Source organism: Pantoea sp. NSTU24 (assembly GCF_050157905.1).
In the GTDB taxonomy this organism is placed as follows: Bacteria; Pseudomonadota; Gammaproteobacteria; order Enterobacterales; family Enterobacteriaceae; genus Pantoea.
The window spans coordinates 174,423-193,758 of record NZ_JBKIWZ010000003.1 but is presented as its reverse complement, the minus strand read 5'-3'; the positions used below and the strand labels follow the sequence as shown (position 1 = coordinate 193,758).

Annotated in this window: 15 protein-coding genes; 6 read left to right on the top strand and 9 right to left on the bottom strand. The window is 55.7% G+C overall.

Annotated features, from left to right (window positions below; translation table 11 throughout):
* Positions 1-154 precede the first annotated feature (154 nt).
* Entirely contained in the window at positions 155-1,468 is a 1,314-nt protein-coding gene (locus ACLHDD_RS19500) for an MFS transporter (RefSeq protein WP_427105481.1), read from the bottom strand.
* Between the two features lie 181 nt (positions 1,469-1,649).
* On the opposite strand from ACLHDD_RS19500, the gene ACLHDD_RS19495 reads away from it, so the two are divergent.
* Positions 1,650-1,961, top strand: coding sequence for a VF530 family DNA-binding protein (locus ACLHDD_RS19495; RefSeq protein WP_427105653.1), 312 nt, complete (start codon positions 1,650-1,652; stop codon positions 1,959-1,961).
* 73 nt (positions 1,962-2,034) lie between these two features.
* Here the strand turns inward: ACLHDD_RS19495 and mqo are convergent, their stop codons facing one another.
* Positions 2,035-3,684, bottom strand: coding sequence for a malate dehydrogenase (quinone) (mqo, locus tag ACLHDD_RS19490; protein ID WP_427105480.1), 1,650 nt, complete (start codon positions 3,682-3,684; stop codon positions 2,035-2,037).
* A gap of 305 nt (positions 3,685-3,989) precedes the next feature.
* Here mqo and ACLHDD_RS19485 point away from each other — a divergent pair, with 305 nt between their 5' ends.
* Together ACLHDD_RS19485 and dcuR are read left to right on the top strand one after the other, a co-directional pair.
* Complete coding sequence (locus tag ACLHDD_RS19485; RefSeq protein ID WP_427105479.1) at positions 3,990-5,624, top strand: sensor histidine kinase; 1,635 nt, start codon at positions 3,990-3,992, stop codon at positions 5,622-5,624.
* A complete protein-coding gene (gene dcuR / locus ACLHDD_RS19480) occupies positions 5,621-6,340 on the top strand; it encodes a two-component system response regulator DcuR (RefSeq protein ID WP_427105478.1) in 720 nt (239 codons plus the stop codon). Before ACLHDD_RS19485 ends, dcuR begins: the two co-directional genes overlap by 4 nt.
* Here dcuR and ACLHDD_RS19475 read toward each other — a convergent pair.
* On the bottom strand, positions 6,334-7,296 hold the full coding sequence (locus ACLHDD_RS19475) for an FAD:protein FMN transferase (protein ID WP_427105477.1): 963 nt from the start codon (positions 7,294-7,296) through the stop codon (positions 6,334-6,336). The genes dcuR and ACLHDD_RS19475 overlap by 7 nt on opposite strands.
* 63 nt (positions 7,297-7,359) lie before the next feature.
* Positions 7,360-10,140 (bottom strand): flavocytochrome c, encoded by a 2,781-nt coding sequence (locus ACLHDD_RS19470; RefSeq protein WP_427105476.1) that lies wholly within the window; start codon positions 10,138-10,140, stop codon positions 7,360-7,362.
* A 583-nt stretch (positions 10,141-10,723) separates the two neighbouring features.
* Between ACLHDD_RS19470 and ACLHDD_RS19465 the strand changes: the two genes are divergently transcribed.
* Together ACLHDD_RS19465 and fumA are read left to right on the top strand one after the other, a co-directional pair.
* Positions 10,724-12,232 (top strand): DASS family sodium-coupled anion symporter, encoded by a 1,509-nt coding sequence (locus ACLHDD_RS19465; RefSeq protein WP_427105475.1) that lies wholly within the window; start codon positions 10,724-10,726, stop codon positions 12,230-12,232.
* 156 nt (positions 12,233-12,388) lie between these two features.
* Entirely contained in the window at positions 12,389-14,035 is a 1,647-nt protein-coding gene (gene fumA, locus ACLHDD_RS19460) for a class I fumarate hydratase FumA (RefSeq protein ID WP_427105474.1), read from the top strand.
* Between the two features lie 121 nt (positions 14,036-14,156).
* Here fumA and ACLHDD_RS19455 read toward each other — a convergent pair whose 3' ends face one another.
* Positions 14,157-14,813: an NAD(P)H-binding protein gene (locus ACLHDD_RS19455; RefSeq protein WP_427105473.1), complete on the bottom strand. Its 657-nt coding sequence runs from the start codon at positions 14,811-14,813 to the stop codon at positions 14,157-14,159.
* A gap of 82 nt (positions 14,814-14,895) precedes the next feature.
* Positions 14,896-15,963 carry an SDR family oxidoreductase gene (locus ACLHDD_RS19450; RefSeq protein WP_427105472.1) on the bottom strand — a complete coding sequence of 356 codons (1,068 nt, stop codon included), beginning with the start codon at positions 15,961-15,963 and terminating at the stop codon, positions 14,896-14,898.
* A gap of 100 nt (positions 15,964-16,063) precedes the next feature.
* On the opposite strand from ACLHDD_RS19450, the gene ACLHDD_RS19445 reads away from it, so the two are divergent.
* Positions 16,064-16,966, top strand: a complete 903-nt coding sequence (locus ACLHDD_RS19445) for a LysR family transcriptional regulator (RefSeq protein WP_427105471.1) — start codon at positions 16,064-16,066, stop codon at positions 16,964-16,966.
* A 104-nt stretch (positions 16,967-17,070) separates the two neighbouring features.
* On the opposite strand, the gene ACLHDD_RS19440 is transcribed toward ACLHDD_RS19445, so the two are convergent.
* The 3 genes from ACLHDD_RS19440 to ACLHDD_RS19430 are packed head-to-tail and all read right to left on the bottom strand — an operon-like array spanning position 17,071 to position 19,314.
* Positions 17,071-17,544, bottom strand: coding sequence for an OmpA family protein (locus tag ACLHDD_RS19440; protein ID WP_427105470.1), 474 nt, complete (start codon positions 17,542-17,544; stop codon positions 17,071-17,073).
* A gap of 2 nt (positions 17,545-17,546) precedes the next feature.
* Positions 17,547-18,752 carry a diguanylate cyclase domain-containing protein gene (locus ACLHDD_RS19435; protein ID WP_427105469.1) on the bottom strand — a complete coding sequence of 402 codons (1,206 nt, stop codon included), beginning with the start codon at positions 18,750-18,752 and terminating at the stop codon, positions 17,547-17,549.
* 1 nt (position 18,753) lies between these two features.
* Positions 18,754-19,314, bottom strand: coding sequence for a YfiR family protein (locus ACLHDD_RS19430; protein WP_427105468.1), 561 nt, complete (start codon positions 19,312-19,314; stop codon positions 18,754-18,756).
* Positions 19,315-19,336 lie beyond the last annotated feature (22 nt).

Below are 19,336 nucleotides of genomic sequence, written 5' to 3'. Positions count from 1 at the left end.
TCAAACATAACTGCTCTCCTCTCATCATCAGGAAACAGGGTTGATTAAACAGCGCTTCACGTCAGGAGGATATGGCCCGCCTGCAGGTAAACTCGCGTCTTAACTGAGAACCGAACCTGACTGTCGTCAGTCATCGCGCGCCCTGGATTCTGTTTCAGCGCCCGGGCGGCTCGTCGAGCTGGCGCAAATGATCATCCCGGTTCAGCGTCATCAGCGCCACGATGCTCACCAGCGCCGTCGCCATCACATACCAGGCGGGAATGTCGGGATTGCCAGTCTCTTTAATCAGCCCGGTGATGATTAATCCGGCGCAGCCGGAGAAGACCGCATTCGAGAGCGAATAGGCCAGCCCCAGTCCGGTGTAGCGTACCTGCGTCGGAAACATCTCTGCCAGCATCGCCGGTCCCGGCCCGGCCAGCAGGCCGACCACGCCGCCCGCAAAAAAGACTACCAGCGCTTTCAGCAGCAGCCCGCTTTCAGCGGATTGCAGGACATTCAGCAGTGGCAGCGAGAGCACCAGCAGCAGCACCGCCGCCATCACCATCACCGTACGGCGCCCTATCCTGTCACTCAGCATCCCGGCGGGAATAATAGTGCTGGCAAAGCCCAGGTTTGAGATCACCGCAATCAGCAGCGCCTGGTTAAATCCGGTATGCAGTGAGGTCTGCAGATAGGTCGGCATAATCACCAGCCAGGTATACCCGGCGGCTGACCAGACCATCAGACGGCAGACGCCGAGCAGGATGGTTTTCAGCGTGTCGCCCAGGCTGGCCTGCACTTTCCGGACGGGTTGTGCCTGCTGATGAATAAAGGCCGGCGTCTCCTCCATCTGCACCCGCAGCCAGAGTGCCAGCACGCCCATCGGCAGCGCCATAAAGAACGGAATACGCCAGCCCCAGCTCAGCATCTGATCCGGGGTCAGCAGCATGGAGAGCAGCGCGACGATACCGGCTCCGGCCAGCAGCCCCAGTGCCACGGTAAAAGATTGCCAGGCACCATACAGGCCCCGCCTGCCACGCGGCGCAAACTCGGTCATCAGAGAGACCGCGCCGCCATACTCACCCCCGGCGAACAGCCCCTGCAGAATACGCAGCGCCGTGACGATCAGCGGAGCCAGCACGCCAAGCTGCGCATAAGGGGGAATCAGACCAATGGCGGCGGTTGCCAGCGTCATCATGATCAACACGAAGATCAGCGTGGGCTTCCGCCCGATGCGGTCCCCCATCCTGCCAAAGACGACTGCGCCGAGCGGCCGGAAGAAAAAGGCGATGGCGAAAGACGCGTAGGTCAGCAGCAGCCCGGTCAGCGCAGACTCGCCCTCCAGCCGAAAAAAGTTCTGCGCGATCACGGTGGCGAGGAAACCATAAACCGCAAACTCATACCACTCAATGAAATTACCCACGGAACCGGCAATCAACGCTCGTCTGCGCCGGGCAGCATTCAGCAGGTTATCAGCAGGCTCATGCATAAAGGATCCTTTTCAGTGACATCACCGGTTTATGAGTAGCATAATCCCGGCCCTCCTGCGCACCTTCCTGCCCGCTGCGTTATCGCCGACACATAAAAGCCCCTTTTTCGCCTCTGTGCCTTGCACAACGGCGCAACCCTCGTCAGGATGTGCGGCATCAAGTGAACGGAACGGATAGATGATGAACGCACACACCTTAAAGGATCCTTTGCATGGCGTTACGCTGGAGATGCAGATCAACAGCCTGGTCGCAAAGTATGGCTGGGCGGAGCTGGCAAAACGGATCAATATCAACTGCTTTAAGAGCGACCCCAGCGTGAAGTCGAGCCTGAAATTTTTACGTCGCACCCCCTGGGCACGCGCTGAGGTCGAGGCGCTCTACCTGGCGTCGTTGACGGGAAAAACCGCACCCCACATCGCCTCTGCAGCGAAAGCGGCCCCCCCTGCCGCAGAGGATCCCTGGGGTAACTGGCGCGGTGGCAAGCCGGCGTAACCGGCCGGAACCGCAGGCATTAAAAAAGCCCGCACAGGTTAACTGTGCGGGCTTTTTTTACGTCAGGTCGCGATTACAGCGCCATGTCGTGTTTCGCTGATGGCGCTGCGGGCTGAGCCTGTGCGGCTGGTGCCTCGGCAGTTTTGCCATCCATATTGATTACCGGTGGCGTAGTCAGCTGCAGGGTCGCGGCGGTGTCATTCCACACCTGCTGCAGCAACGGCACGTTGTCATTCAGTTTCTGACCGTAGCCTGGAATCATCTTGTGAATTTTGGCCTGCCATTCTGCGGATTTAAACTCTTCCGGGAACAGTTTCTGCATCACGTTTAACGCGATAGGCGCGGCGGTAGAGGCACCCGGAGAAGCACCCAGCAGGGCTGCTACCGTTTTCTGATGATCGGTCACGATTTCAGTGCCCAGCTTCAGCACGCCACCTTTGTCGGCGTCTTTCTTGATAATCTGCACACGCTGACCGGCCTGAATCAGTTTCCAGTCCTCTTTCTTCGCATCCGGATAGTACTCTTTCAGCGATTCAAAGCGATCTTCATCACTCAGCATTACCTGGCCCACCAGGTATTTCACCAGGTCGAAGTTATCCATGCCAACATGGGTCATGGGACCCACGTTGTGGGTGGTGGTGGTGCTCAGCAGATCGAACAGGGAACCGTTTTTCAGGAACTTAGTCGAGAAGGTCGCAAACGGTCCGAACAGGACGACACGTTTGCCATCCAGATAGCGGGTATCCAGGTGCGGAACCGACATCGGTGGTGCACCGGTTGACGCCTGACCGTACACTTTCGCCAGATGACGAGCAGCGATGGCGCTATTTTCAGTCACCAGGAAGGAGCCGCCGACCGGGAAACCTGCATAGTTGTCCGCTTCCGGAATGCCGGTTTTCTGCAGTAATTTCAGCGCGCCGCCGCCTGCACCGATAAAGACATATTTCGCGTCAACCGCACGCTCGTTACCGTTTTTGGCATCTTTAATGGTGACGTGCCAGGAGTTGTCGTCGTTACGTTTGAAATCGGTGACTTCAGACGAGGTTTCCAGACGGAAATTATCGTTCTTCTTCAGGCTGCCGATCAGCTGACGGGTGATTTCACCGTAGTTGACGTCGGTGCCGACCGGGGTCCAGGTCGCGGCCACTTTCTGCTGTGGATCGCGGCCTTCCATCACCAGCGGAGCCCACTGCTCAATCTGCTTGTGGTCGGTAGAGAATTTCATGCCCTGGAACAGTGCGGTTTTCTGCAGTGCAGCGTAACGCTTGGTCAGGAAGTCAACGTTATCGCCCCAGACGAAGCTCATGTGTGGCGTTGAGTTGATGAAAGAGCGTGGATCGTGCATTACGCCCTCTTTGATCTGTGCGGTCCAGAACTGGCGTGAAACCATGAAGGCTTCGTTAATTTCCAGCGCTTTGGTCACGTCGATTGAGCCGTCTTTCCGCTCTGGCGTATAGTTCAGCTCCATATTAGCGGAGTGACCGGTACCGGCGTTATTCCAGCCGTTTGACGATTCCAGCGCCACGCCATCCAGTTTCTCAACCATGATCTGTTTCCAGCCAGGCTGCAGCTCTTCCAGCATCGTGCCCATTGAGGCACTCATGATGCCGCCGCCGATCAACAGGACGTCAGTTTTTTCGGGTGAAGTTTCAGCGTGGAGCGCGGAAGAAACGAGCAAGGCCGCGAGGGAAAGGGTAGGAATAACTTTCTTTGAATTCATCATGTAATCTACAGCTCAGACGGTACTGGTTAAAAAAAGTCCTTAAATTTTAAAAGAATGTTATTTATGAGTTAATTCGAAAATAATTATAAAATTAAAAATAGCAATTTAGCCTTAATTTAATTACAAAAGGCTTACCATACTGATCAAATATTTTAATCCCACATTAAGGGTGTCCTTTGAATTATACAATCCCCTAACACAAATATTGTTCTCTGGCGACCGCCCGTCTGCAGACCGCTAAAACTGTACGGATGCGCTGAGTTCGCGTATGTTTCCCGGCGATCAACTCCTCGTACTGAGCGCCAATGAAAAGCCAACCACAGAACCGACATGCCGTGACGAAACGACCCATGAAACTCAGTACCCTGACCACTCTGATGATGACCGCCGTTATCCTCACCGTGCTGGTCGCGGTCCATCTGCTCTACTTTGTGCAGATCGATAACTTTGCGCAGTCCCATCTCAAGGATAAGGCGATGGCGGTTGCCCGCACGCTGGCAGACAGCCCGGAAATCCAGCGTGGCATAGGCTCGCCTGACGGCAGCCAGCAGATCCAGCCGCTGGCAGAAGCGGCGCGCAAACGCAACGGCCTGCTGTTCGTGGTGGTGACCGATATGCAGGGCATTCGCTATTCCCATCCCAACGCTGCGGTAATCGGCAAACATTTTGTTGGCAACGATATCTATCCGACGCTGGCTGGCCGGGAGAATGTGGCCGTGAATCACGGCGTTTTGGTAGAGGCGCTGCGGGTCTTTACTCCAATCTTCAACGCGCAGCATCAGCAGATTGGCGTGGTGGCAATCGGGATCGCACTGAACGATGTGGCGGCGCAGATTGCAAAGAGCCGCTGGAATATCGTCTGGACTGGCCTGTTTGGCGGGCTGGTGGCGCTGGCCGGCATTTTTATTCTGGTCAGGCGACTGAAGAGCATCCTGCTGGGACTGGAGCCGCACGAGATTTCCAGTCTGTTTGAGCAGCGACAGGCGATCCTCAATTCTATTAAAGAGGGCGTGATTGCGGTCGATGATCAGTCACGAATCAGCCTGATCAACCATGCGGCGCAGCAGCTGCTGCACGATACCACCCGTAAGATGCCCACCAGCGGTGATCTGATCGCCGAAGAGAGCGTGATGCATCGCCATCAGCAGGATGCGCTGCATACGGGCAAAGCCTGGTACGATCAGGAGCTGAGGCTGGGAAACCGTATTCTGATCAGCAACACCGTTCCGGTGCGCAGTCGCGAGCGCATTATCGGCGCGGTGACCACTTTCAGGGACAAGACCGAGATCAGCCAGCTGATGCAGCGTCTGGACGGCATGGTAAACTATGTAGATGCATTACGTGAGCGGTCCCACGAGTTCATGAATAAGCTGCACGTGATTCTGGGCCTGCTGCACATGAAAAATTATGCGCAGATGGAAGCGTACATTCTCAAAACCGCGAACGCCTATCAGACTGAGATTGGTTCTCTGCTGCAGAAGATCAAATCACCGATCATCGCGGGCTTCCTGCTGAGTAAAATCAACCGGGTGACCGATGAGGGTCATCAGCTGATTATCGACGAAGCGAGTTTTCTGCCCGACTGCGGCAGCGAAGAGCAGAGCGCGGTGTTAATCACAGTACTGGGCAATTTAATTGAAAATGCACTTGAGGCGCTGGACCCGGAGGCTGAAGGAGAAATTCACCTCATGCTGCATTATCAGAACGGCTGGTTAGCCTGCGAGGTGAGCGATGATGGTCCCGGTATCGACAGCAGCCAGCTCAGCGCCATCTTCGAGCGAGGCGTCTCGTCCAAAGGGGACGATCGCGGCGTCGGCCTGTTTCTGGTAAAGCAGCAGACCGAAAGCCTGGGCGGTAACGTCAGCGTGGAGTCGGAACCGGGTGTGTTTACCCAATTCTTAGTGCAACTTCCGTGGGAGAGAGGAATGATTACCCAATGATCAATGTGTTAGTTGTTGATGATGATGCAATGGTAGCCGAGCTGAACCGCTGTTATATCGGGCAGATATCCGGCTTTACCTGCTGCGGCACCGCTTCCACCCTGCAACAGGCCAACGAGTTCCTGACGCAGGCTGAACCTCAGGTGGATCTGATCCTGCTGGATATCTACATGCAGCAGGAGAATGGTCTTGATCTGCTGCCGGAGCTGCGCAGCGCCGGGCGATCCGTTGACGTCATCATCATCTCGTCTGCCGCGGATGCCGCGACCATTAAAACCTCACTCAACTACGGGGTGGTGGACTACCTGATCAAGCCCTTCCAGTTCGCCCGCTTCGAAGAGGCGCTCACCGGCTGGCGGCAGAAAAAATCGCTGATGGACAATCATCAGTTTTATCAGCAGTCAGACGTGGATCAGCTTCTGCATGGCAATCCGCCAGGCGCCAGCGAACAGAAGCGACTGCCAAAAGGGTTAACACCGCAGACGCTGCGCACGCTATGCCTCTGGATCGACGCGCATCCGGGTACTGAGTTCTCCACCGATGAGCTGGCGACTGAGGTCAACATCTCCCGCGTTTCCTGCCGCAAATATCTGATCTGGCTGGCGCAGATTAATATCCTGTTCACCAGCATTCACTACGGGGTGACGGGCCGCCCGGTTTATCGCTATCGTCTGCAGCCGGAATATCACACCCTGCTGAAGCAGTATTGTCAGTGAACCAGCCGATAGTTGGTATCGAGTAACCGAAACGAAAAGTGACGTTGTGACGAGCAGATAACCTGTTTGTCGCGGGTCACGAAAATCGCCTCAATGCCCGGCTTATCGGCCAGGCAGGCAATGCCCTTTTCCGCACCCAGGCCATACAACAGTGTGGTATAGATATCGCCATCCAGCGAACGGTCCGAAATTACGGTGACACTCAGCAGCGCGTTATCCAGCGGATAACCGCTGTGCGGATCGAGGATATGGTGGTAACAGACACCATCCTCCTCGAAGTAGCGCTCATAAATGCCGGAGGTGACCACCGAGCGGTTGCAGACCTCAATCACCCCGATCAGTGCGCCCTCTTCGCCAAAAGGTTTCTTCAGGCCGATGGCCCAGCCGGTTTCATCGGGCGGCGCACCCACCGTCTGGACGTTGCCACCCAGGTTAATCAGGGCACGGCTGACCTGCTGCTGACGCAGAAAGGCCTGCACGACATCGGCGATGTACCCTTTGGCGATGGCGCCGAGGTCAATCTCCATGCCTGGGCGGGCCAGCATGACGCTGCGGGCGTCGGCATCAAGGATCACATCGCGTGGATTGGTCAGCGCCAGACGTGCCCGCAGCTCGGCCTCAGGCGGCACGCTATGACCCTGAAAGCCGATCTTCCAGCACTTTACCAGCGGGCCAATAGCCAGGTTAAACAGACTGCCAGGCAGCAGACTCACCGCGTGTGCGCAGGCGATCAAATCGAAAACGGGCTGACTCACCACCACCGGCTGCTGCCCCGCCGCATGGTTAATCGCCATCACTTCTGACGCGGCGCGGTTGACCGTAAAAAGATTTTCCTGCTGTTTGATCAGGCGGAACACCTGACCGGCCAGGGTCTGATTATCGTCGAAGAGTTTAAGCAGGATGGGCGAACCCATTAATGTGGCGGAGTAAGCATAGACACGCGCGTCGTTTAACATAGGCGACTCTGCTCTTAAGAGGAAAAAACAGCACCCGCCAGAGGCGGATGCTGGGGCGGGTGATTAACGGCGGGCATAGGCCGCAGCGTTTCCGCCCGCCAGGATACCAAAGATGATAATATCGGCGACGGCGTTACCCCCAATGCGATTTGCGCCGTGGATACCGCCCACTACCTCGCCACAGGCCCAGGCACCGTTAATTACCTGTTTCTGACTGTCCAGCACGGCAGTGGTGGTGTCGATGGTGACGCCACCCATGGTGTGATGCACGCCCGGTGCGATACGAATCGCATAGAACGGAGCTTCACTCAGCGGGTGACGCAGTGCAGTCTGGCGACCAAAGTCTTCATCTCTCTGCATTCTGACAAAGTTGTTGTATCGAGCCAGTGTCGCTTCGAGCGTCTGAGACTCGCTCATATTCAGTTTCATGGCCAGCTCCGCCACGGTCGGGGCACTGATAACAAAACCTTTAGCAATATATTCATCCGCCGCCTTGTTGTTCATCCGCACCTGCTCGTCAAACACAATCCAGGCACTCTTCTCCGGCAGAGCGATGATCTGTGCAGACACTTTGTCACGGGTTTCCATTTCGTTGTAAAAACGCTTGCCCGCCTGACTGACCAGGATGGCGCCTCCGCCGCGAATCGACTCGGACACCAGGTAAGAGGTCGTCTGCTCCACCGTCGGGTGAATCTGGATTTCGCCCATATCCACGGTGCCGGCGCCAATTTTTTCCAGCATCGCGATGCCACTGCCGGTCGCGCCTTTGTGGTTGGTGGTCACGAAGCCGTCAAGTTCGGGACGGTATTTTACCACCAGCTCGCGGTTAGCACTGAATCCTCCCGTCGCCACAATCACACTTTTCGCGTTCAGGATACGGCTGTCGTTGTACTCATCCACCACTTTGACACCCGTCACTACGCCATCCTCATAGAGAATCTCTTCAACAGAAGTTTCCAGCAGGACGTCAATATTGCGGCTGTTAATATTTTTTACCAGACCGCTGATCAGGAAGCCGCCGACCGCTGAGCGGTCCGCCGGACGATGGGTGCGGTCGATGCTCATCCCGCCGGTGATGGTGATGTCATTCAGCTCAATGCCATGATCCGCCAGCCACTCAATCGCTTCCGGGGCCAGGTCAACAAACTCACGCAGCAGCACCGGGTTATTTTTAAACTGACCCCCTTTCAGGGTCTCTTCATAGAAGAGCTCCTTGCTGTCCTCGATGCCTTTGAGTTTCTGGAAGCGGGTCTCTGCCGCGTTCATTCCCACAGAAGCTTTGATGGTGTTGCCGCCGATGGTCGGCATCTTCTCAATAATCACCACCCGCGCGCCCTGATCGTGCGCCTGAATCGCCGCTGCCAGACCGGCACCGCCGCTGCCTACAACCACCACGTCGTAGTTCTGAGGCGCGTCAGGGTTGCCGCCCTCTTCGATAACGTGTTCTTTGCTGGAGGTTGTCATGGCGCGTGACACCGCTTTTTTCAGCGCCTCACTCTGCGTGGTGGCGCCGGTAATCGCATCGACGTGTGGACTGTTGGCGACCAGGATACGGTTACGCAGGCTTTCAAAGGTGGTGGTGAAGTCCACGTCCAGGGTGTCATCCGGTACCAGCGTGATGTCGGTGATACGGTCGGTATCCAGCGTCACGTTGATTTTCAGCTTCAGCGCCTCGGCTTCCACTTTTTCCTGATAGACGCCCGCTTTATATTTGCGGCCCGATTCGCTCATGTCGCGGATCATCGCATCGACCAGTGAGAAGCGCCAGAGTGGTTCCGGGATCTGCAGCGCTTCGCGTTTGTTGCTGTCGATGTAAAGTTCAAGATGTTCGTTATTGAGAATGCGGTCGGCCCAGTCCGGATAGGCAATGCAGGCTTTACCTATCGCCACCAGATCGTAGCCTTTCTCCAGCGCCAGCTCCGCATCGGCCTTGTTTACCACGCCACCGACACCAATCACCGGAACCTTCGCCAGTTCAGGCGAACGCATCGCGATATACTTCTCGATCAGCGGCGTAGGGTCCTGGGTCTCGACAATTGAGGGACGCAGCAGCTGACCGACAGAGAAGTGCACGTAGTCGAGACCGCGCGCCGCCAGTTTCTCCAGCAGATAGAGCGTGTCATCAAACCGGATGCCGGGCACTTCGATCTCTTCAGGTGAGAAGCGATAGCCGATGATAAAGCCGTTATGCGCGAAACGTGCCGCCATCTTGTGGGTGATCTCCAGCACTTCCAGCGGGAAACGCGCGCGGTTATCGCGGCTGCCGCCCCATTTGTCATCACGCTGATTAGAGTTCGGCGAATAGAACTGCTGGATCAGGTAAGTGTTGGCACCATGAATTTCCACACCGTCGAAGCCCGCCTTGATGGCACGGTTCACAGCATCACCAAATTTGATGATCATGGTTTCGACTTCATCGGCGGTCAGCGCCAGCGGTCTGGTCGCCCCTTCACGCGGTGCGGCAATCGCACTGGGCGCAACCGGGGTTTTCCCGCCGATCAGTTCCGGCTCGACCATGCGGCCACCGTGATAGATCTGCAGGATTGCAGTAGAACCTTCAGATTTAATCGCGTCCGCAATGCGTTTCAGACCGGGGATCTTGTTATCACTGTCAATGGCGATCGCCCCCGGAAACGCCGGGCCTCGGTTATCGATAAAACAGCACTCGACGATCACGGTACCGATGCTGCCTGCACGGGCGCGATAATATTCGACCAGCTCGCTGGTGACCGTACCGTCATAAAAACCGGTACAGGTGGTCATGGGTGCCATCACCAGCCGGTTCTTCAGCACGGCGCCGCCAGGGAGCGTCAGGGGATTCAGGATGGGAGTGAGAGTATTCATCGCGATAAACTCCAAGATTTAAAAGTCTGGAAATTTTAGCGGACGCAAATCATCGCTTAATTAAGTGGTCCGATGTCATAGACTTAATATACTCGCTTTCCTGCTTTAATAAGTAATAACTTTACTTTTTTAAGCTTCAAAGGCTTCTTAAATTAAATCCTCTGTTTTATCAGAGTGACGCTGCATTAATTGTTAAGCAATAGAAAACAAAATGCAACACCTCATTTACACTTCAATTAAAAACATTAAAAACAATGGCTTATAAAGGAATTACTTGTCTTTGTGCTCTGCCTGATTATTGACACCTGTCACATAATGCTCTAAACATCACTTATCTGAAGATAATTTAAAAATAAATGTTAAAACGCCATGACAATAACTTAATTTCTTTGATCCAGATCAAAGTTAATATTTAAGAAAATCGCATCATATTTACATGACGTTAAAATCGGCGCTCAACAGTTCTTCAGCAGATTAGCCAAAATTCGTTCATCGCGGTTTATTCACACCAGTAAGAATAAAAAGAAAGTGATTAAACGCCGGGGCGCACATCGTATTCTTCTCAACTTGCAGATAAAACACTATGAAAACACTCTCAGCTGTAACCGAACCGCCCAAAGCCTCACCTGCAGCGGCAGCCAGAAAGAAAGCGCTTATGCTTGCCTTGCCGGTGATGGTAGCCGTGCTGTTATTACTGGTGCCTGCCCCCGCCGGACTTGAACCTTATGCCTGGCACTTCTTCGCCATCTTCGTCGGGGTGATCGTCGGTTTGATCTTCGAACCGCTGCCGGGTGCGGTGATTGGCCTGACCGGGGTCGTGGTCATCGCCCTCTTCAGTCAGTTCCTGCTTTTCAGTCCGGCTGAGTTGGCCAATCCGAAATTCAAAGCTGCCAGTGAATCCTTTAAGTGGGCAGTGAGCGGCTTCGGTAACTCCACCGTCTGGCTAATCTTCGGTGCCTTTATGTTCGCCGCCGGTTATGACAAAACCCAGTTTGGTCGTCGCCTGGCCCTGATTCTGGTGAAGTATCTGGGTCGTCGCAGCCTGACGCTGGGTTACGCCATTACCTTCGCTGACCTGCTTCTGGCACCGTTTACGCCGTCAAACACCGCGCGCAGTGGCGGCACCATCTATCCGATTATCGCTAACCTGCCGCCGCTGTATGGCTCTAAACCCAATGACCCCAGCGCCCGTAAAATCGGCTCTTACCTGATGTGGGTTGCAATTACCGCCGCCTGTATCACCAGCTCCATGTTCCTCTCTGCGCTGGCACCTAACCTGCTGGCGCTGGCGCTGGTGAAAAGCATCATCGGTTTTGATATCTCATGGGGGATGTGGTTCCTGGCCTTCCTGCCGCTGGGCCTGCTGCTGATTCTGACCATGCCGCTGCTGGCCTACTGGTTCTATCCGCCTGAAGTCAAAATCAACGACGAAGTGCCAAAATGGGCTATCGCCGAACTGGAAAAACTGGGCCGTCTGACCCGCAATGAGATTCTGCTGCTGGTATTTGTGGTCTGTGCGTTGCTGATGTGGATTTTCGCCACCGCCTGGATTGAACCGGCGCTGGCAGCCCTGCTGGTTGTGGTCCTGATGCTGTGGACCGGCGTGCTGAACTGGAACGACATCACCAGTAACAAACCGGCCTGGAACACCTTTGCATGGTTCGCCACCCTGGTGGCTCTGGCCGATGGCTTAGCCCGCGTAGGGTTCATCACCTGGTTAGGTAAAGAGGGGGGTATGCTGCTGCAGGGTTACGATCCGCAGGTTTCCGCCGTGGTCCTGCTGATTGCCTTCTTCCTGCTGCACTACCTGTTTGCCAGTACCACCGCGCACACCACCGCGCTGTTACCCGCCATGCTGACCATCGCCGCCTCAATCCCGGGTATTAACATGCCCGTTTTCTGCCTGATGTTATGTACCTCCCTGGGTGTAATGGGCATCATCACCCCTTACGGTACCGGCCCGAGTCCGATTTACTACGGAAGCGGCTATCTGCCGACCAAAGACTACTGGCGTCTGGGCACGATTTTTGGCGCCCTCTTCCTGGTGTCTATGATGCTGATTGCCTATCCGTGGATGGTATGGATGTTCTGACGGATACCAAATGCAGATCAACGCGTTATAAGATACCATTCCTGCACTTCCCCGGCGTACCCACGGCGGGGAAGCATAATAAACAATACATTCGCCTATGATGTTGTTCCCCGCCGCCTGCACGCGGGGGGTCAGCCAGTCAGTAAGTGAGAAAAAATGTCGAACAAACCTTTTGTCTATCAGAACCCCTTTCCACTGTCCCACGACGAAACTGAATATTATCTGCTGAGTCGCGAACATGTTTCTGTCGCTGAATTTGAGGGTCAGGAGATCCTGAAAGTCGCGCCTCAGGCCCTGACCTTACTCGCTCAGCAGGCGTTCCACGATGCCTCTTTCATGTTGCGTCCAGCCCACCAGCAGCAGGTTGCCTCTATCCTTGACGACCCGGAAGCCAGCGACAATGACAAATATGTCGCTCTGCAGTTTCTGAGAAACTCGGAAATTGCCGCCAAAGGCGTGCTGCCAACCTGTCAGGATACTGGCACCGCGATCATCATGGGCAAAAAGGGTCAGCGTGTCTGGACCGGTGGTGGAGATGAAGCCGCGCTGTCAGAAGGTATTTACAACACCTACATTGAAGAGAACCTGCGTTATTCGCAGAACGCTGCGCTGGATATGTATAAAGAGGTGAACACTGGCACCAACCTGCCTGCGCAGATTGACCTCTACAGCGTGGATGGGGATGAGTACAAATTCCTCTGTATCGCCAAAGGAGGCGGTTCCGCCAATAAAACTTACCTTTATCAGGAAACCAAAGCGTTGCTCAGCCCGGGCAAGCTGAAGAATTACCTGGTGGATAAGATGCGAACCCTCGGCACCGCCGCCTGCCCGCCTTACCATATCGCTTTTGTCATTGGCGGCACCTCGGCAGAGAGCACGCTGAAAACGGTTAAACTCGCCTCGACGCACTATTACGACGGTCTGCCCACCGAGGGCAACGAGCACGGTCAGGCGTTCCGGGACGTTCAGCTGGAGCAGGAACTGCTGGAAGCGGCGCAGCAGCTCGGTCTGGGCGCGCAGTTTGGCGGTAAATATTTCGCGCACGACATTCGCGTCGTCCGTCTGCCGCGTCATGGTGCCTCCTGCCCGGTTGGTATGGGTGTTTCCTGCTCGGCTGACCGTAACATCAAAGCGAAGATTAACCGTGAAGGCATCTGGATTGAGAAACTGGAATCCAATCCAGGTCGTCTGATCCCGGAGGCACTGCGTCAGCAGGGCGAAGGCGAAGTGTTGCAGGTCAATCTCAATCGTCCGATGGAGGAGATTCTGGCGCAGCTTTCCGCCTATCCGGTTTCTACCCGTCTTTCCCTGACCGGCACCATCATCGTGGCGCGTGATATCGCCCATGCCAAACTTAAAGAGCGCATCGATAACGGCGAAGGGTTACCGCAGTACATCAAGGATCACCCGATCTATTACGCCGGTCCGGCTAAGACGCCAGAAGGCTATGCCTCCGGTTCGCTCGGCCCGACGACGGCAGGACGCATGGACTCTTATGTGGATCTGCTGCAGGCCCATGGCGGCAGCAGGATCATGCTTGCGAAAGGCAATCGCAGCCAGCAGGTCACCGATGCCTGTCAGAAACATGGCGGCTTCTACCTGGGCAGCATCGGCGGTCCGGCCGCAGTCCTGGCGCAGCAGAGCATCAAGAGCCTGGAGTGTGTGGCCTATCCCGAACTGGGTATGGAAGCGATCTGGAAAATCGAGGTGGAAAACTTCCCTGCGTTTATCCTGGTCGACGACAAAGGCAATGACTTCTTCCGGCACATCGAGCGCGCACACTGCGCCGGATGCGTGAAGTAAGCCCTGCGTTCAGACAGAAAAAAAGCCCCGGCTTCGGGGCTTTTTTACGAAAACGCCTGGCCGGGAGCGGCAGGTGAACGCCCCCCGGCTGCCAGATGCAGGCCGTTCTGGCTCCTCTCTTTTAGCCACGCTGCAACCGCTGCAACGCCGCGTCAATCTGCAAATCACCTTTCGTCAGTTCGATGATCTGATACTTAATCGCCGGATGTTCAATTAACCCAACCAGCGTCGCCGCCACATCTGCGCGCGGAATGTCACCATAAGGAATGGCCAGATCGGCATGAATCTGCCCTGAACCGGCTTCATCGGTCAGCGTCCCAGGCCGCAGGATCACCCACTCCAGGCTACTCGCCACCAATTCCGCATCTGCCAGACGTTTAACACGCATGTAGTTTTCGAAACCCTCTGACGGCGTTTTACCGCGACCCGCATCAGGAAACGCGGAAACCAGTATAAAGCGCGGGACACCGGCCTGAACGGCTGCCGCAACCGCCAGTTTGAGTCCTTCACCATCGATGGCGTCAGTCAGTGCCATCCCGGCTCCACCCGCCCCCGCCGTAAAAACTGCAACATCATGCCCGGTCATCAGCGCAGCCAGCGCAGTGACATCCAGCTGCTGAATATCGCCTGCTACCGGCTTTGCACCCGCCGCCTGCAGCATTTCAGCCTGGTCCGGTTTGCGGTGCAGTGCCGTGACCGCATGGTTACGACTACTTAGCTGACGGGTAAGCTGTCGGCCGACTTTGCCCGCCGCGCCGATAATGAAACACGTTGCCATAGGTTCCTCCCTTTTCTTATCGCGTGCCTGAGTATAGCTTCTGCCGGAAAAAAACAGGCGCCGGTATCGGCGCCTGCAGGGATTATTCCGGAATTACTTTTTCCGCTTTCAGCTTATCGAACAGCTGAGTGAAGGAGTCAAGCGTGCTGCGGTAGCCGGTGAAGCCCGCCTTACGGCTCTTGCTCATGTCGGTGAAGGCTTCCATCGGACGCCCAAGGTCGGCGTCAGTGTGCCACCAGGAGGCCAGCTTAGTGATATCGGCCTCACGCAGCTGATGCTGCTCTGCAATCGCCTTCCACGCAGCAGGCGCTTCATCCATCCGGTTTTCCAGCGGCATCATCTGTGCCGGGTATTCTGCGGCGTCAAGACCGAAGTATTCAGCCAGTTTTGGCCACATCCAGTTCCAGCGGAACACATCACCATTCACGGCGTTGAAATCCTGATTGGCGGCGTCAGGTGAGGTAGCTGCCCAGTGTAGCTGTTCAGCCAGCAGACCCGCATCAGTCATGTCTGCTACGCCATTCCACTGCTCCGGGGAGCCCGGGAAAATAAAGGGCCAGCCCTTCTCTTTACACAGCGTCGCATAGACTGCCAGCGTCTGACCCATATTCATCGCGTTGCCTACGGCGTAGCCGATGATGGTGTGCGGACGATGCACGCTCCAGCGATAATCATATTTCTCTGCACCGGCAAACAGCTCATCTTCCTGCGCATAATAGAAGTTGTCGACCGGCTGACGGCCCTGCTCTTCACGGAACGGCGTCACCGGTACTGCACCCTTACCGTAAGCTTCGAACGGCCCCAGATAGTGCTTCAGTCCGGTCACCAGTGCCACGTGCGAACCTTTGAGGCGATCACCCAGCGCTTCGATCACGTTGCGAACCATCCCGCCGTTAACGCGGATATTCTCTTTTTCAGTTTCCTGACGAGCCCAGACACTGAAGAACAGTGCGTCTGGTTTCTCCGATTTCAGGACCTCGCGTACGGCGTCGGCATCCGTCAGATCGGCGGTCAAACTGGTCACGCCCACAGGCACCGCGCCACGTCCGCGAGACAGGCCGCTGACTTCCCAGCCTTCCTGCTGAAGTTTTTCTGCCAGTGCGCGACCGATAACACCGCTGATGCCCACAATCAAAGCGTGCTTTTTCATTTGATTTCTCCTCGTTTTGCGTAATTCTAAGCCTAATAGAGAATTCAGTTCTTATCTCTGGCATTTATTCACAGCATTCTTAACCTGAGTTCATTAATCGATGCACGATCACCGCCTTAAGGATATTTTGCCGTTCGTTGCCAGTGTCGAATGTGGCAGTTTTACCGCCGCCGCCCAGCGCCTGCATGTCACTGGCTCGGCAATCAGTAAAAGCGTCAGTCGCCTGGAGACGCGCCTGGGATCGAGGCTGCTGGAGCGTACCACCCGCAGTCTGAGCCTGACCGATGCGGGCAGCGCCTACTATCAGACCTGTATGCGCATTCTGGAGGACCTGGCTGAAGCGGAAGCGGTGCTGGCGGCGCAGCGCACCATTCCGTCCGGCCGTCTGAAGCTGGCCGTACCGACGACCTATGGCCGTCTTAACGTCATGCCGCTGCTGGTGCCCTTTTGCCAGCAGCACCCGGAACTGGCGATAAGCCTGAGTCTGTCGGACCGGTTTGTTGACCTGTTTGAAGAGGGTGTGGATGTGGCGGTGCGGATCGGCGGCGCACCGGACCTGCCTGCGTCGCTGGGCTGGCGCAATATGGGACGTGAGCAGATGCAGTTCTGCGCCTCTCCCGCTTATCTGGATCGCGAGGGACGCCCTGAAAGTGAAACAGCGCTACTGAAACATCCTGCCATCCTTTATGAGCGGGTCGATGGCAGCACCAAGCCCTGGCTGTTCACAACTGAAGATGGTCAGCCGCACTGGCGTGAGGTGCCCTACCGACTGGCGCTGGGCGATGTGGATGCCCAGCTGCAGGCCGTTCTGGCAGGGCTGGGAATCGCGCAGATGCCCTCCTGGCTGATTCAGCGCGCCGTAGTGGCAGGCGAACTGGAGATTATTATGCCGCATCTCCAGCCTGACGGCCTGACGCTGAGCGCGGTATGGCCGCGGCGCAAACAGTTTTTGCCTAAAGTGGATGCACTGCTGTCGGCACTGAGCGAACTCGCTATTCGCTGAGATCCCTTCCGCACGCAGGCGGTGACCGTGCGCTTCCCGGTTAACCGACGCTGACCGCTGGGGGATCAGGCAATCAACGCGGTCAACGGGGTGACGGCCACGAATCAGGGGGCGGTGATGACGATGGCGACGCGGCGGTTCTGCGCACGCCCCTGTGCGCTGTTGTTGCTGCTGACCGGTGCGCTCATGCCCAGTCCACGGGTGACAATATTTCCACGCGGTATCGCTGCACCTGCCGCCCACTGCGCGGCAACCGCGTCTGCGCGTTTCAGTGACAGCTGCTGGTTGTAATCGGGTTTACCATAATTGTCGGTGTGCCCGTCAATACGGACATGCTCAATACCGGTCGCGGCCAGATTTTTCGCCATTCCCTGAATAGTCTGTTTACTGGCGGGAGTGAGTTCTGACTCGTTTACCCCGAACAGGATCTTATCGGACAGGCCTAATCCCCAGCCCTCACTATTCTGGGTAAATCCGGCACTTCTCATTGCTGCGATTTGAGCCTCGCTGAAACGTTCTTTCGACTGACAGCCCGCCAGTGTCAGTGCAAGCAACAGCAGAGAAAAGTTTTTCTTCATATTTACGCCCTCTTTTTCCGCTTGTTTTTGTACATATCCCTGTCGGCACGCTCAAGAATCGACTCCACCGTTTCACCCGGTTGTGACCACGCGTAGCCAATGGTCACCGAGATCGTAATCGGCATGCCTTCGATAATCAGAATCTGTTGCTGAGTGACATCATGAATGCGCTGCATCAGCGCCTGCAATTCCGCTTCGCCTGTCCGGCTGCAGACCAGCATGGCAAATTCGTCCCCGCCTAATCGCGCAACCAGATCCGGCTCTGTGGCCAGCGACAGCAGCCGCGATCCGGTCGCTTTTAAAATCTCATCCCCGGCAGTATGGCCCCAGTTGTCGTTGATGCTCTTGAAGCGGTCGCCATCCAGAAACAGGAGCGCAAAGCGCGCACGATCCTGCGACGCAAGGAGTTGGGTCAGCCGCGCGGTGAAAGCGCTGCGATTGGCGAGGCCGGTCAGCGGATCGGTAAGTGCCTGCGTGGCCAGCGAGCGATTGTCACGGATCAGCGAAGCCTTGAGCGATTGCATCTCCCTCAGCAGCGAGTTGAGATCGTCTGAAAAGAGCTGAAATTCGCGGATCGGACTGCCCGGAATATGCCACGAGAAATCGCCAGAGTTAATCACATAGTGAATCGAGTTGGTGATGGTTCGCAGGGTCGCGATCATCCCCCGATGCAGAAATTCGCTCAACAGCAGCGAGATGATCAGCACGCAGAGCATCCCGATTGAGAGGATCAAGAAGGAGTACTGAATGAAACTCTTCGCCCCGGTGACGGTGCCTTCCAGCATCAGGGTACCAACGGCAGCGTCAGCATGAATAATGTCGACGATCAGCGGCTTGTGATAAATCCAGTCACGCAGCAACCGCGAATACCAGCCCGTTTCTTCCTGCTGAGCCTGCCAGTGGGCCAGCACGATATGATCCCGGGTGACCAGCTTCGCAGAGGCATAAAGTCCCTCCTCGCCCATCCGTTCGATTTTACTGCGCGCATCATAACTGTCGGCAAAGACGGTTGCCGCGGTTAGCGAAGTGCTCAGGGTGGAGCCGATCAGTTCGAGATTACACTTCTCATAATTTTTAATAAAAATAAGCGACGTCGATGAGAGCAGCAGCCAGCAGAGCAGTAATATAACCGCCGAATTAATGGTGCTTATTTTCCGCAGTTTATTGCGGATAGATGATTTATCGCGCCTGGATTCATCGAATTTCATCTTATTTTTTTCCCTCACGGGAGAGCAGAAGAACATCCGGACTCACTCTGACACCGCTTCTGGCCAGGGAATCAAGATTAACGGCAAAGTGCGTATGGTCTGGCTGAAAGATCAGACAGAAAGCGGCGCCCAGCGTGCATTCCGCATTATTCTCGGCAAGAGTAAGCACCCCTCGCCCCGTCAACTGCGCAATAAGATCCACCTGTTGTTGCGGCGTCTCATCGCCGAAATAGAGGGCGTCGCATCGGTGCTTTGTGAAATCACCGGCTGCCGCAAGATAAACGGTGGTAAATCCTGCGGTGGCAGAGGGGCTGTTTTCCGGCAATGAGAGATGGTGTGCCGACGGAAATACACATAATTCAGGCGGCTGCGTTAAACCGTTCCAGTGCGTGAAACTGATTATGCCGCTGACGATACGATTCGCTTTGTCATCCTTTATTCCGGCGCGGGCCATATACGGATGAAGAGAGAGCAGAATAAGTAGCGTAACGAGGATCTGGCAGGTGCGGCGTAGCAGAAGCTGCATATCGGCTTCAGGATGAATCACATATTTATCGGTCATACTGCATTCCAGTAATACTACG

What these genes read in the sequence shown, in the direction of transcription:
- ACLHDD_RS19450 (WP_427105472.1), bottom strand. Translation starts at nt 15,963, where the DNA reads ATGAAAAAGCACGCTTTGATTGTGGGCATCAGCGGTGTTATCGGTCGC.
- ACLHDD_RS19445 (WP_427105471.1), top strand. Translation starts at nt 16,064, where the DNA reads ATGCACGATCACCGCCTTAAGGATATTTTGCCGTTCGTTGCCAGTGTC.
- ACLHDD_RS19500 (WP_427105481.1), bottom strand. Translation starts at nt 1,468, where the DNA reads ATGCATGAGCCTGCTGATAACCTGCTGAATGCTGCCCGGCGCAGACGA.
- ACLHDD_RS19430 (WP_427105468.1), bottom strand. Translation starts at nt 19,314, where the DNA reads ATGACCGATAAATATGTGATTCATCCTGAAGCCGATATGCAGCTTCTG.
- ACLHDD_RS19485 (WP_427105479.1), top strand. Translation starts at nt 3,990, where the DNA reads ATGAAAAGCCAACCACAGAACCGACATGCCGTGACGAAACGACCCATG.
- ACLHDD_RS19440 (WP_427105470.1), bottom strand. Translation starts at nt 17,544, where the DNA reads ATGAAGAAAAACTTTTCTCTGCTGTTGCTTGCACTGACACTGGCGGGC.
- fumA (WP_427105474.1), top strand. Translation starts at nt 12,389, where the DNA reads ATGTCGAACAAACCTTTTGTCTATCAGAACCCCTTTCCACTGTCCCAC.
- ACLHDD_RS19475 (WP_427105477.1), bottom strand. Translation starts at nt 7,296, where the DNA reads ATGTTAAACGACGCGCGTGTCTATGCTTACTCCGCCACATTAATGGGT.
- ACLHDD_RS19435 (WP_427105469.1), bottom strand. Translation starts at nt 18,752, where the DNA reads ATGAAATTCGATGAATCCAGGCGCGATAAATCATCTATCCGCAATAAA.
- mqo (WP_427105480.1), bottom strand. Translation starts at nt 3,684, where the DNA reads ATGATGAATTCAAAGAAAGTTATTCCTACCCTTTCCCTCGCGGCCTTG.
- ACLHDD_RS19495 (WP_427105653.1), top strand. Translation starts at nt 1,650, where the DNA reads ATGAACGCACACACCTTAAAGGATCCTTTGCATGGCGTTACGCTGGAG.
- ACLHDD_RS19455 (WP_427105473.1), bottom strand. Translation starts at nt 14,813, where the DNA reads ATGGCAACGTGTTTCATTATCGGCGCGGCGGGCAAAGTCGGCCGACAG.
- dcuR (WP_427105478.1), top strand. Translation starts at nt 5,621, where the DNA reads ATGATCAATGTGTTAGTTGTTGATGATGATGCAATGGTAGCCGAGCTG.
- ACLHDD_RS19470 (WP_427105476.1), bottom strand. Translation starts at nt 10,140, where the DNA reads ATGAATACTCTCACTCCCATCCTGAATCCCCTGACGCTCCCTGGCGGC.
- ACLHDD_RS19465 (WP_427105475.1), top strand. Translation starts at nt 10,724, where the DNA reads ATGAAAACACTCTCAGCTGTAACCGAACCGCCCAAAGCCTCACCTGCA.